Source organism: Nocardiopsis oceani (assembly GCF_054777395.1).
In genome coordinates this window covers 52883-65908 of the sequence record NZ_BAAHAR010000013.1, presented here as the reverse complement: position 1 = coordinate 65908, position 13026 = coordinate 52883, and the positions used below count along the sequence as shown (strand labels likewise).

At 69.2% G+C, this 13026-nt stretch carries 12 protein-coding genes and 1 pseudogene; 11 read left to right on the top strand and 2 right to left on the bottom strand.

All coding sequences use genetic code 11. From position 1 onward, the window contains the following. Nucleotides 1-6 precede the first annotated feature (6 nt). Nucleotides 7-363, bottom strand: a complete 357-nt coding sequence (locus ACYVDG_RS09620; protein ID WP_460748473.1) for a hypothetical protein — start codon at nucleotides 361-363, stop codon at nucleotides 7-9. 187 nt (nucleotides 364-550) lie between these two features. Between ACYVDG_RS09620 and ACYVDG_RS09615 the strand changes: the two genes are divergently transcribed. After that, on the top strand, nucleotides 551-991 hold the full coding sequence (locus tag ACYVDG_RS09615) for a MarR family winged helix-turn-helix transcriptional regulator (RefSeq protein ID WP_460748469.1): 441 nt from the start codon (nucleotides 551-553) through the stop codon (nucleotides 989-991). Between the two features lie 44 nt (nucleotides 992-1035). On the opposite strand, the gene ACYVDG_RS09610 is transcribed toward ACYVDG_RS09615, so the two are convergent. After that, complete coding sequence (locus ACYVDG_RS09610; protein WP_460748466.1) at nucleotides 1036-2181, bottom strand: hypothetical protein; 1146 nt, start codon at nucleotides 2179-2181, stop codon at nucleotides 1036-1038. A gap of 163 nt (nucleotides 2182-2344) precedes the next feature. On the opposite strand from ACYVDG_RS09610, the gene uvrB reads away from it, so the two are divergent. The 10 genes and pseudogenes from uvrB (at nucleotide 2345) to ACYVDG_RS09560 (ending at nucleotide 12966) form a co-directional block, all read left to right on the top strand. Next, nucleotides 2345-4438: an excinuclease ABC subunit UvrB gene (gene uvrB, locus ACYVDG_RS09605; protein ID WP_460748463.1), complete on the top strand. Its 2094-nt coding sequence runs from the start codon at nucleotides 2345-2347 to the stop codon at nucleotides 4436-4438. 180 nt (nucleotides 4439-4618) lie between these two features. After that, nucleotides 4619-5062: a DUF3060 domain-containing protein gene (locus tag ACYVDG_RS09600; RefSeq protein WP_460748460.1), complete on the top strand. Its 444-nt coding sequence runs from the start codon at nucleotides 4619-4621 to the stop codon at nucleotides 5060-5062. A gap of 405 nt (nucleotides 5063-5467) precedes the next feature. Then, nucleotides 5468-6463 carry a GNAT family N-acetyltransferase gene (locus ACYVDG_RS09595; protein WP_460748457.1) on the top strand — a complete coding sequence of 332 codons (996 nt, stop codon included), beginning with the start codon at nucleotides 5468-5470 and terminating at the stop codon, nucleotides 6461-6463. A gap of 40 nt (nucleotides 6464-6503) precedes the next feature. After that, nucleotides 6504-6623, top strand: a pseudogene (locus ACYVDG_RS09590) (hypothetical protein); the annotation flags it as partial. 63 nt (nucleotides 6624-6686) lie between these two features. Then, nucleotides 6687-7610 carry a hydroxymethylglutaryl-CoA lyase gene (locus ACYVDG_RS09585; protein ID WP_460748455.1) on the top strand — a complete coding sequence of 308 codons (924 nt, stop codon included), beginning with the start codon at nucleotides 6687-6689 and terminating at the stop codon, nucleotides 7608-7610. Between the two features lie 340 nt (nucleotides 7611-7950). Continuing rightward, nucleotides 7951-9591, top strand: coding sequence for a CTP synthase (locus ACYVDG_RS09580; RefSeq protein WP_460748451.1), 1641 nt, complete (start codon nucleotides 7951-7953; stop codon nucleotides 9589-9591). A gap of 45 nt (nucleotides 9592-9636) precedes the next feature. After that, on the top strand, nucleotides 9637-10305 hold the full coding sequence (locus ACYVDG_RS09575; protein WP_460748448.1) for an NUDIX domain-containing protein: 669 nt from the start codon (nucleotides 9637-9639) through the stop codon (nucleotides 10303-10305). A 4-nt stretch (nucleotides 10306-10309) separates the two neighbouring features. Then, entirely contained in the window at nucleotides 10310-11317 is a 1008-nt protein-coding gene (locus tag ACYVDG_RS09570; protein WP_460748445.1) for a site-specific tyrosine recombinase XerD, read from the top strand. 282 nt (nucleotides 11318-11599) lie between these two features. Then, nucleotides 11600-12559, top strand: a complete 960-nt coding sequence (locus ACYVDG_RS09565) for a ParA family protein (RefSeq protein WP_460748442.1) — start codon at nucleotides 11600-11602, stop codon at nucleotides 12557-12559. Next, the gene (locus ACYVDG_RS09560) at nucleotides 12556-12966 is read left to right on the top strand and encodes a hypothetical protein (RefSeq protein ID WP_460748640.1); all 411 of its coding nucleotides are present in this window, start codon (nucleotides 12556-12558) and stop codon (nucleotides 12964-12966) included. The genes ACYVDG_RS09565 and ACYVDG_RS09560 overlap by 4 nt, the downstream gene beginning before the upstream one ends. The last annotated feature ends 60 nt before the right edge of the window (nucleotides 12967-13026 follow it).

Genomic DNA, 13026 nt, shown 5'->3' with positions numbered 1-13026 from the left:
CGGGCGTCACTGCCAGAGCGCGGCGATGAGGACGTTCACGGTCGCCAGTCCGCCCGCGGTGTGGAACATGGGCTTGGCCCTGCCGTCGCGGCTCTGCGCGCGTGCGGCGAGGACGGCCGCGACGAGTACGGCAACCCCGATACCGAGCTTCACGGCGATTTTGGCATAGTTCACCTCGAGGCCTGCCGCGTGGTGTGTGCCGACCAGCGCGATGCCGGTGGCGACCTGGACGGTCGCCCCGCCGAGCATGAGGCCGGTGCCGAAGTCGGCCCGCTGGCGCATCTGCAGGAAGAACGTACCGACGATCGCTGCCATACCGAGCAGGTGGGCGGTCAGCAGGAACAGCCGGATGATGTCGAGCATAGGGGTCCCGTTCAGTGGTGAGGGGAGGTCCGGGAAGGGTGGTTGGCACGTTCCGTCTGCCGTTGGCACCACCCGTTGGCATGGCGAAAGCGGCGGGTTCGCCGCACCCAAGCTTCAGTCAGGCTGAAGCATAGCAGTGGGGGCAAGCAACGGCGGCAGTACGGCCCGGCTGGGGGAGAATGGCGCCATGGCGGACGAAGAAGAGCGGTCCGGCGCCCCCGTGACGAGCACGTCGGTGTTACTGCTCACGCTGGCCCGGACGATCGAGTCGGAGCTGAGCGATGCCCTCTCGGAACTCGGGCTGACCGTGGGCCGACTCGGGCTGCTCGGACACATCAAGGGTGTTCCGGGTGCTTCCTTCAGCGAACTGGCCCGGATGTCGGGCATCACGGTCCAGAGCACGCACACCGCGGTGAAGGCGCTCAAGGCCGCCGGGCTGGTGCGGGACGACACGGCCCGCGCCGGGGCCGCCTCCACCATCACGCTCACCGATGAGGGGCACCGGACCCTGCGCGAGGCGATGAGTGCGGTCGACAGCGTCGACGAACGGCTGTTCGGCGCTGGGGCCGACCCGATCCAGCGGCAGGTCGGTGAGGCCGTTCAAGCGGCCTTCAGGAGCGCGGGGTAACGGATCAGCGGAGGTCCGGTTACTCGTGGTCCCGGCCCCGATGGTCAGGATCTGCTCTGGCCGCCGTCGCCCTTCGGCGTTTCCGGGTTTCCCTCACCGCCCTGGGAGTGCAGGGTGCCGGTGAGGGAGCTGCCCGCCTCCACGGCTTCCTGGACCAGTTCCTCACGGACGGTGTGCGCCGCCTGGACGCTCAGGAGGCTGGAGTCGAGTTGGTCGGTGGGCACGGACTCCTGCCCGGATGTCAAGGCGAGGTCGGCGTAGTCCCCGGCCCGGTCGGCGATCGCCTGGCACTGTTCCCATTCGCGGTGGGCGGTGACCGCTGCGTGGACGCGCTCACCGTAGGAGGACAGGACCTCGACCCGGGCGGTGATGGCCTTGTGTGCGCGGGTCACGGCTTCGCCCTGGGGGATCAGGGCCTGGGTGACCTGCTCGGAGACGGCTTCCTTGCGGCGTTGGACGAGTTCCCTGCGCAGGGAGCGCAGGCGCAGGAGTTCCAGTGCCAGGCGCCACTCCTCCTCTCTGAGCAGGGGGAGGGTCTGCGTGGCGTCGAAGGAGTCGCCGAGGACGGACCTGCCTTCCTCCACTCTGTCGGTGGCCTGTTGGAGGCGGGCGAAAAGGTGTGCTTCGGGCTCCTCTCTGCGTGTGGCGTAGCTGGAGGGGCGGCCGAAGTCTTCGGGGAGGACGTATCTGTCGTGGTTCTCCGAGGACAGCCGTGCGGCCATGCCGGGCCGCATGATGGCGCCGCCTCCGGCGGCGGCCGCGGTGAGGTAGAGGGCGGCGAGCGCGGGGTCGCCTGGCAGGACGGCGTTGAGCGGGCCGAGGATCTGGTCGAAGGCCAGTTGGGCGCCGAAGACGCCGACGGTTGCCGTGGGCACGGCCCAGAAGCTGTGCATGACCAGGTCGGCCCAGTCGTCGGTGGATCCGCCCCGGTAGGAAACCACACCGAGGAGGAAGACGGCGGTTCCCAGGCACAGCAGGATGCTGAGCGGGGCCACGAGAGCGGAGACGAGGAGCGAGAGCGCTGCGGCCGAGGTGCAGCCCAGGGCGAGGGCGAGAGCTGTTTCCCGCCATGTGGGTCGGCCCGGTGGGCCCTTCGCGTGCGGGATGAGCCGGTCGGGGTGGGCGCGCAGGCGTGCGATGGTCTTGTTGGGGAGGACCGGATCGAAGGTGGGTCTGGAGGGGTGGGACACGGCGTGCACCTCGCTCGTGGGGCACAGGGTTTCCGGGCTCTGCCTTCGATGGTAACTCGGGATGGTCGGTTCGAACCGGGATGTCGTGGGTCGTCTGTAGCGTTGTGGTGGTGAGGCACGCGGGCGCGGGTGCGGCCCGACGTTCGACGGGAGAAGAGGGCAAGTGCGACCGGTCAGTGACATCAAGCGGAGTGAGGCACCCTTCGAGGTCATCTCGGAGATGACGCCTGCGGGAGACCAGCCGACCGCGATCGAGGAGATCAGCAAGAGGGTCCGGGAGGGTGACGGGCACACCGTGCTGCTGGGAGCGACCGGTACCGGTAAGACGGCGACGGTGGCGTGGACGGTGGAGCAGCTGCAGCGTCCGACCCTGGTCATGCAGCCCAACAAGACGCTGGCCGCGCAGTTCGCCAACGAGTTGCGGCAGATGCTGCCGAACAACGCGGTGGAGTACTTCGTCTCGTATTACGACTACTACCAGCCCGAGGCCTACGTCCCGCAGAGTGACACCTTCATCGAGAAGGACTCGTCGATCAACGACGAGGTGGAGCGGTTGCGGCACTCGGCGACCAACTCGCTGCTGACTCGGCGGGACACGATCGTGGTGGCTTCGGTGTCGTGCATCTACGGTCTGGGGACGCCGCAGGAGTACGTGGACCGGATGGCCCAGTTGGCGGTGGGTATGGAGGTGGACCGGGACGATCTGCTGCGCCGTCTGGTGGAGATGCAGTACACGCGCAACGACATGGCGTTCACCCGCGGCACGTTCCGGGTGCGGGGGGACACCGTCGAGATCATCCCGGTGTACGAGGAGCTGGCGATCCGCATCGAGATGTTCGGTGACGAGATCGAGCGGCTGCTGACGCTGCACCCGTTGACGGGCGAGGTGCTGGGCGAGAGCCAGGAGATGTTCATCTTCCCGGCGTCGCACTATGTCGCCGGCGAGGAGCGCACGGAGCGGGCGATCGCGACGATCGAGGCGGAGTTGGGTGAGCGGCTGTCCGGGCTGGAGGGGCAGGGCAAGCTGCTGGAGGCGCAGCGGTTGCGGATGCGGACCACCCACGACCTGGAGATGATGCGTCAGCTGGGTTCGTGCTCGGGGATCGAGAACTACTCGCGGCACTTCGACGGCCGTGACCCGGGGAGCGCGCCGAACACGCTGCTCGACTACTTCCCCGAGGACTTCCTGCTGGTCCTGGACGAGTCGCACGTGACGGTCCCGCAGATCGGTGCGATGTACGAGGGTGACGCGGCGCGCAAGCGGACCCTGGTGGACCACGGTTTCCGGTTGCCGTCGGCGATGGACAACCGGCCGCTGCGGTGGGAGGAGTTCACGGAGCGGATCGGGCAGACGGTGTACCTGTCGGCGACGCCGGGCAAGTACGAGCTCCGGCAGAGTGGCGGGGACGTGGTCGAGCAGGTCATCCGGCCCACCGGGCTGGTCGACCCGGAGGTGCTGGTCAAACCGACCGACGGGCAGATCGACGACCTGGTGCACGAGATCCGGGAGCGGGCGGAGCGCTCCGAGCGGGTGTTGGTCACCACCCTGACCAAGAAGATGTCGGAGGACCTCACCGACTACTTCGCCGAGTTGGGGATCCGGGTGCGGTACCTGCACAGTGAGGTGGACACCCTGCGCCGGGTGGAGCTGCTGCGTGAGCTGCGCGTTGGCGAGTTCGACGTGCTGGTGGGCATCAACCTGCTGCGTGAGGGCCTGGACCTGCCGGAGGTGTCTCTGGTGGCGATCCTGGACGCGGACAAGGAGGGCTTCCTGCGTTCGGAGACGTCTCTGATCCAGACGATCGGCCGTGCGGCGCGCAACGTCGCCGGTCAGGTGCACATGTACGCGGACAACGTCACGGACTCGATGCGTGCGGCGATCGACGAGACCAACCGTCGCCGGGAGAAGCAGCTGGCTTACAACGCCGAGCACGGTATCGATCCGACCCCGCTGCGCAAGCAGATCGCGGACATCCTGGACACCCTGAACCGGGAGGATGTGGACACCGAGGAGCTCATGGCGACGGGCTACCGCCAGGGCGGCAAGTCCGCCAAGGCACCGGTGCCGGCGCTGGGTGAGCACACGGATGTGACGAGCATGCCCAGGGCGGAGCTGGCGGGGCTCATCGAGCAGCTGAGCGAGCAGATGCACCAGGCCGCGACCGACCTGCAGTTCGAGCTGGCGGCCCGGTTGCGTGACGAGATCGGTGAGTTGAAGCGCGAGCTCCGCGGGATGGACGACGCCGGGATCAAGTGACGGGGTGACCGCTGGGGCGGGGTGCCTTGGCGGTAGCTGCCGCCCGCCCCTGGACATCGAATAGTCACGAAATGATAACGATCATAGAACGTTTGGGTCGCGTGGTTACCTTCACGTGACATACGCTTGTGCTTTGCACACGTTGTATGTCGCATTTGCCGTTTTTGGCGTGGGGTGTTCATGGTAGCTCGGATTCTGCAGGCCGCGGGTGGTGCGGTACTGCTCGGCTCCCTCCTGGTCGGCTGCGGCGGGACCGCCGACGACGACCCGGGCGAGGTCGCCGAGACCCCCGACCTGGGCGAGGCCCAGGAGGACCGGGAGCGCCCCGAGCGCAACGTCACCAACGACGAGGTGATCCTGGTCGTCGACGACGGTACCGACGTCCACGAGGACTGCGAGAACCGCAAGGTCGTGGTCTCGGCCGACGACGCCAACGTGGTCCTGGACGGCGACTGCGACCTGGTCCGTGCCACCGGCCGCGGTTCCGTGGTCGAGGTGGGTACCGCCGTCAAGATCGTGCTGGCGGGCGTGGACAACCAGATCTCCTTCGCCTCCGGTGAGCCCGAGGTCATCAACCAGGGGCGCAACACCACCGTCGGTGAGGGCGGCTCCGCCGAGTACTGAGGCTCCGCCCGCTGGGCTGCTGCGGTCCGGGCCGACCCCGTCCCACCCGTTCGTGTCCCGTTCACCCCGTGGCCTGGATCGCCTGTCCTGACGGCGAGTGCGTGTTGGTGCCTTGACCGCCCCGCCGCCTGAGTGTGACCTGCCATCAGCTACCGTGGTGCGCGTCCACTCGCACGCGCAGGGAGTGGTCGAGTGAAGGTCCGCGAGGTCCGCAGACCCCTTTTCCGTTTCCGTGTACCCGTGCCGCGCTGAGGCGGTACGGTCGATTCCGTCCCTCCGCGCCGGTTTAGTTCAGGGACGGCACGATGACTGTGAGGGGCGCCGCTGTGCGACAGCGCCCGTCGACCGGGTCCGGGTCGGGCGGAGGGCGTGCGCTTGACGAATGACCCGCTAGGGGAGGGGTGGATGAGCGGTTATGTCGCGCGAGTGCGACATGATGAGTCGCCCGGGGGCGACATCGGACTCGACCCGTTGGTGCGCTCCGCTGCCCAGCGCTGGGCGGAGTCCGACCCCCTGCTTCCCGAGCCCGTGGGCTTCGCGCCGAACTCCTCGCCGCTCCTGACCGTCAGTGACGAGGAGGGCCGTCCCGTCGCGGCGGGCAGCATGCACTACACCTGGTACCAGCCGGGTGAAGTCGGTCGCATCTGGGGCGTTCCCGACCAGCACTGGCTCACCCCCATCGTCGGCGGCCCCGATCCCGCACGGGCTCTGGACTCCCTGCTGACCAGTTGGCGCGACCAGCTCGAGGACCTGCCCACGGGCACCGGTTCGGAGTCCGCCGCCCTGGTGAGCTGGCCCGCACGTGACGTGGCGGGCATCATCCCGCTGCAGCGCCACGGCCTGCAGCCCTATACCGTCCTCGCGGCCCGCCAGCGCCGCCGCGGGGTGCCGCCGTCGCTGCCGCCGCGCGACGTGGCGATCCGGCTGGCCGACATCAGCGACCTGACCCAGGTGGTGGGGCTGCTGATGGAGGAGCACCGCTACGAGCAGCACTTCGGCGGAGTGTTCCTGCAACCCGACACCGCCGAGCAGACGCGCAAGGTGGCCGCACGCGCCCTCAACCGCTCGCGTTCGTGGATCTGGCTGGCCGAGCGCCGCGGTCGGGCCGTGGGCCTGCTGTGGGTCTCGCCGCCCGAGCGCTCCCGCTGGGCGAAGTCCCTGGTCAAGGCGCGCCCGATCGCGCATATCGGGTACGGGGTGGTGTCGGCGGCCGAGCGCGGCCACGGAATCGGGACCGCTCTGGTCAGTCAGGCGCACCAGGCACTGGACAGCCACGGTGTGGCGGTGTCCGTGCTCAACTACGCGGCGATGAACCCGCTGTCCGGGCCGTTCTGGCACCGCATGGGCTACCGGCCGGTGTGGACGACCTGGGAGGTCCGCCCCGCCCTCGCCCTTCGCTGACCTACGCAGGGCTGACCTACGCGGGGCTGACCCACGTAGGGCTGACCTACGCAGGGCCGACCTACGCAGGGCTGACCGGCGCGGCGCTGACCGGCACAGGGCCGCGCGGCACCGCGCCCGCTGTTCCCGCGCGCGATCTCCCGTGCCTCCACCCCGGTGACGTGGGTCACTCGTGTGCTGCCCTAGCCTGGACGCGCAAAGGCGAAGGGGAGGGGTGGATCTGTTGAGCGCGAACGACCGTGGGCCCGAGGGTGCCGAACACGTGGAGATCGTCGAGGTGGGGCCGCGTGACGGCCTCCAGAACGAGGCCACGGTGCTGTCGGTCGAGGACCGGATCGAGCTGATCGACCGGGCGGCGGCCGCCGGGGCGCGCAGGATCGAGGCGGTCAGCTTCGTCAACCCCAAGCGGGTGCCGCAGATGGCCGGGGCCGAGGAGATCATGGCCGGGATCAAGCGGGAACCGGGGGTGTCCTTCATCGGGCTGGCACTCAACCGGCGCGGCCTGGACCGGGCGCTCGAGGCCGGGGTCTCCGAGGTGAACGTGGCGGTTCCGGCCACGGACGGGTTCTGCACCCGCAACCAGGGAAGCACGGTCGACGAGATGTTGGACTCCCTGGCGGACATGGACCGGGCGATGGAGGGCACCGGGGTGCCGTTGAGCGTCACCGTGTCCACGGCCTTCGGCTGCCCGTTCGACGGAGAGGTCGCTCCGGAACGGGTCGTGGAGGTCGTACGCCGGATCGCGGACACGGGCGCGGTCGAGATCGCCCTGGCCGACACCATCGGGGTCGGGGTGCCCGCGCAGGTGCGGGACCTGCTGCGCCGCACGGCCGAGGCAGCGCCGGGGCGGACCCTGCGCTGTCACTTCCACAACACGCGCAACACCGGTTACGCGAACGCGCTCACCGCAGCGGAGGAGGGGGTCCGGGTGCTGGACTCCAGCCTGGGCGGGTTCGGCGGCTGTCCCTTCGCCCCGGCCGCCACGGGCAACATCGCCACCGAGGACCTGCTGTACATGCTGCACCGCAGCGGCCTGCACACCGGGGTGAGCCTGTCGAGCGCGGCCGCGCTGGGAGAATGGATGGGCGAGCGCCTGGACAAGCAGCCGCCCGCCTACCTGGGCCGCGCCGGGGCCTTCCCTGCCTGAGGGCCGGGACCTGAGGTACTGGGTACCGGTGGGCCGACGGTTCGACAGGATGCCGGTTCGGTGGTTGGGCCCGGTGTCGCCTTCCCCACCCGGGCGGAGGTGGCTCGGACCAGAGTGCCGCGGGTAGCGTACTGCGGGGCAATCGTGCAGGTCGGAGCGGGGAACAGGGAACGAGAGGTTCACGTTCCCGGGTGTGGGCGGACGGGGGGCCTGTTATCCTGGTGCCCCGTGGAGTCCGACGTCCTGTGACGGCAGTCCTGCCGTCCGGATACCGGACCGCCGCACGGCCGCTCAGCTCGTCCGAGCCCGCCGTAGCCACTCAAACCACGGGAGCAACACTTTGGCATCCGCCGCGAGTACCAAGCACCTTTTCGTTACTGGCGGCGTCGCCTCCAGTCTTGGTAAGGGCCTTACCGCCTCCAGCCTGGGCCGACTCCTGAAGTCGCGGGGCCTGCGGGTCACCATGCAGAAGCTGGACCCCTACCTGAACGTGGACCCGGGGACGATGAACCCCTTCCAGCACGGTGAGGTCTTCGTCACCGACGACGGTGCCGAGACCGACCTGGACGTGGGCCACTACGAGCGCTTCCTCGACGTCGAGTTGTCCGCCTCGGCCAACGTCACCACCGGGCAGATCTACTCCAGCGTGATCGCCAAGGAGCGCCAGGGCGCCTACCTCGGTGACACGGTGCAGGTGATCCCGCACATCACCAACGAGATCAAGTCCAGCATCTACGCGATGGACGCACCCGACGTCGACATCGTCATCACTGAGATCGGCGGCACCGTCGGCGACATCGAGTCGCAGCCCTTCCTGGAGGCGGTCCGCCAGATCCGGCACGAGATCGGCCGGGAGAACTGCTTCTTCCTGCACGTCTCGCTCATCCCGTTCCTCGGACCGTCCGGCGAGATGAAGACCAAGCCGACCCAGCACTCGGTCGCCGCGCTGCGCAGCATCGGTATCCAGCCCGACGCCATCGTCTGCCGCTCGGACCGTCCCATCACGCAGAGCCTGAAGTCCAAGATCAGCCTCATGTGCGACGTGGACGAGGCCGGCGTGGTCTCCACCCCGGACGCACCCTCCATCTACGACATCCCCAAGGTCCTGCACCGCGAGGGTCTGGACGCCTACGTCGTGCGTCGTCTCGGCATGCCGTTCCGGGACGTGGACTGGACGGAATGGGACGAGCTGCTGCGCCGCGTGCACCAGCCGGACCACGAGGTCACCATCGCGATGGTCGGCAAGTACATCGACCTGCCCGACGCCTACCTGTCGGTCAGCGAGGCCCTGCGCGCCGGCGGTTTCGCCACCAACACCCGCGTGAACATCCGCTGGGTGGCCAGTGACAACTGCGCCAGCCCGTCGGGTGCGGCCGCAGAGCTGGACGGTGCCGACGGCATCCTCATCCCCGGCGGTTTCGGCGTGCGCGGTATCGAGGGCAAGCTCGGCGCAATCCGCTACGCCCGCGAGAACAAGGTGCCGCTGATGGGCATCTGCCTGGGCCTCCAGGGCCTGGTCATCGAGTACGCGCGCAACGTGCTCGGCCTTGAGGGCGCCAACAGCACCGAGTTCGACGACAAGGCCGTCGACCCGGTCATCGCGACCATGGCGGACCAGGCCGACGTCGTCGCCGGCGACCGCGACATGGGCGGCACCATGCGCCTGGGCATGTACCCGGCGGACCTGGGCGAGGGCACGCTGGTCCGTGACCTCTACGACGGCGCTTCCCAGGTGTCTGAGCGCCACCGCCACCGGTTCGAGGTCAACAACTCCTACCGCTCCAAGCTGGAGGAGGCGGGTCTGGTGTTCTCCGGCCTCTCCCCGGATGGCAAGCTGGTGGAGTACGTGGAACTGCACCGGGACGCGCACCCGTTCTTCCTTGCGACGCAGGCGCACCCGGAGCTGCGGTCCCGCCCGACCAACGCCAACCCGCTCTTCCGCGGCCTGATCTCCGCCTCGTTGGAGCACAAGGTCTCCTAGCGGTCCTGGATCCGGCGGGTGGGGTCCGAGCCTGAGAGGGGCCGTATGGCCGACGACACCCGCCCGGTTGCCGATGAGACGACGGGGGCGTCCGCGAAGATCGCGGACGCCCCCGAGTCGTGGCCCGTGGAACGTTCCGAGGAGCGTTTCCGAGGGGCCAAGTGCGGTCTGCGCACGGACTGGGTGGAGATGCCCGGCGCCAACGGCGAGGGGCGCACCGTGGCGGCCCGCGACTACATGGACCATCCCGGGGCGGCGGCGATCCTCGCCCTGGACGGTGCGGGCCGGGTGCTCCTGCAGCGCCAGTACCGGCATGCCACCCAGCACACCCTGTGGGAGCTTCCCGCGGGGGTCCTGGACGTCGAGGGCGAGGGGCCGCTGGCCACCGCCCAGCGCGAGCTGGTGGAGGAGGCGGGGCTGCGCGCCGAGACCTGGCACAAGCTGCCCGACTTCTATCCGAGTACCGGCTTCTCCAACGAGCGCATCCACGTCTTTCTCGCCCGAGGGCTGACCGAGGTGCCCGAGGACGAGATCGACTTCGTGCGCGAGCACGAGGAGACCGATCTGGCCTGCGAGTGGCTGCCGCTTCCGGAAGCGGTGCACGCCGTCATGGCGGGGCGCCTGCACAACGGGGCGACCATCATCGGGATCCTCGCCGCGCACGCCGCGGCCGGGGACGGGTTCGCTTCCCTGTCGCTTGCCTCGGACGGGTGATCCGGTGGCGGGGGGCGATGGTGAAGCGGACTCGCTGGGGCGTGTGCGGGCCGCTTTCCTGGACCATCTGAGCGCCGAGCGCGCCGTTGCCGCCAACACCCTGATGGCCTACCGGCGCGACCTGTGCCGCTATGCGGAGTTCCTGGACGGTCTCGGGGTCGCGGACCTGTCCGGGGTGAGTGCAGGTCAGGTGGGGGCCTTCCTGGGCGCTCTGCGCGACGGAGACGGCGACCACGCCCCGCTGAGCGCTGCCTCTGCCGGGCGCGCCTTGGCTGCGGTGCGGGGGTTGCACCGGTTCGCGGTGCGCGAGGGGTGGGCGGCCACCGATCCGGCGGCGGAGGTGGTCCCTCCGGCCCCGCCGATGCGGTTGCCCAAGGCGATCCCCTTGGACGAGGTGGAGCGGTTGCTGGAGGCGGCCGGGCCCACGGAGGCGCCCGCCTCAGCCGGGCGCGCGGACCTGTTGGCGCTGCGGGACCGGGCCCTGTTGGAGGTGCTGTACGGCACCGGGGCGCGGGTGTCGGAGGCGGTGGGTCTTGACGTGGACGACGTCGCGGACGCGGTGGATACGGGCGCGGGGGGCGCGGACCCGGGTGACGGTCCGGTCGGGTTGGTGCGGTTCCGAGGCAAGGGCGGCCGGGAGCGCCTGGTACCGCTCGGCTCCTACGCGCGGCGGGCACTGGGCGGGTACCTGACGCGGGCGCGGCCGACCCTGGCGGCGTCGGGGAAGGGCGGTCCGGCCCTGTTCGTGAACGCGCGCGGCGGCCGACTGACCCGTCAGGGCGGGTGGGCGCTGCTGTCGGCGGTGGCCGAACGCGTTCGGATCGGGGGTATCTCTCCCCACACCCTGCGGCACTCCTTCGCCACCCACTTGCTCGACGGCGGGGCCGACATCCGGGTCGTGCAGGAGTTGTTGGGGCACAGTTCGGTCACTACGACGCAGGTGTACACACTGGTGACGGTGGAGCGGTTGCGGGAGGTCTACGCGTCGAGCCATCCGAGGGCGCGGCGTTGAGGCCGGTAGTGGACGCGGTGGGGCGCTCGGGGTGTGTCCGACGTGCGCCGTGTGTACCCTTCTCCTACGAGAAGGAAGGGTAAGTGCGCGCGGCTCCCCCTTGCTGGTCGGCGTTGGGGAATCCTCGTCTGATCATGTTGAAGTGCGACGTGTCGTCGTTCTAGAGTCGCCGCACAGAGGTACGTTGCTGTCGACATATTGAGTTTCCGACGGCGGCCAGTCGTGGGAGACGTCAATGAGTCCCATCGGGCCGTGGCCGGTCCGTAGGGGAGGTCAAGGGTTGTGAACTGGTCGGAGTACGACGAAGCGGCGAACACCGCATCCGTTGGCGAGGAGGACTACGCCGACCCGGTGAGCAACCCTTGGGGGACGACACGCAACACGGGGGCGGATCTGCACACCAAGAGACCCGTGCGTACATATCCGGAGCCGGCACCGCTCGACGAGCACGGCCCGGCGCGGATTGTAGCACTCTGTAACCAGAAGGGTGGGGTCGGTAAGACCACCACCACCATCAACCTCGGTGCCGCCATCGCCGAGTACGGCAGACGGGTGCTGCTGGTCGACTTCGACCCGCAGGGCGCGCTGTCGGTGGGCCTGGGCCGGCTCGACCCGCGAGAGCTGGACCTGACCGTCTACAACCTGCTCATGCAGCGTGACGTGTCGGTCGAGGACGTCCTGCTCAAGACGGACATCGAGGGCCTGGACCTCATTCCGAGCAATATCGACCTGTCGGCCGCCGAGGTGCAGTTGGTCGGCGAGGTCGCCCGTGAGCAGATGCTGGGGCGCGCGCTACGTCCGATCATCAACGACTACGACGTGGTCCTGATCGACTGCCAGCCGTCGCTGGGCCTGCTCACCGTCAACGCGCTGACCGCCGCCGACGGCGTCGTCGTGCCGCTGGAGTGCGAGTTCTTCGCGCTGCGCGGTGTCGCGCTGCTGATGGACACCATCCAGAAGGTGCAGGAGCGCCTCAACGAGGACCTGGTGATCGACGGCTTCCTCGGGACCATGTACGACCCGCGCACCCTGCACGCCCGCGAGGTGCTGTCCACGATTGTGGACGGGTTCGGCGACAAGGTCTACGGCACGGTGATCAACCGCACCGTGCGCTTCCCGGACGCCACCGTGGCGGGCGAACCGATCACCAGGTTCGACTCGTCCTCGGCCGGGGCCAACGCCTACCGGTCCTTGGCCAAGGAGGTGCTGGCGAGGTGGCCTCTCAGCGGTCACGGCGCGTGACGCTACCCGGGGCGGACGAACTGTTCTTCCGCCCTTCCGGCCCCGAAACGGAGCCGGAGGAGACCGAACGCCAGTACCAGGTACCGGAACAGGACCGACACAGCACGGTCGAGACCTCGTCGGAACGGCCCGCCCGCAAGTCGACCAAGTCGAACGGGCGCGGTAGGTCGAAGGCGCGCCAGGCGCCCAAGCCGAGCGGCCGTCAGCGACACGACGAGAAGATCACCGTCTATGTCTCTGGTCCCGAACTGCTGGCCCTGGAACAGACCCGGCTCTCGCTGCGCGCGGAGCACGGGCTGTCAGCCGACCGCGGCCGCGTCGTTCGCGAGGCCGTCGCCTTGCTGCTCGCCGACTTCGAGGAGCACGGTGAGAGCAGCATGCTGGTGCGTCGGCTGAGTGAGGACTGACAATCCCGGAACTGCTGGGGGAGCAGTGGTCCGGGTAAGAGGGATACGAAGGGTGTCACC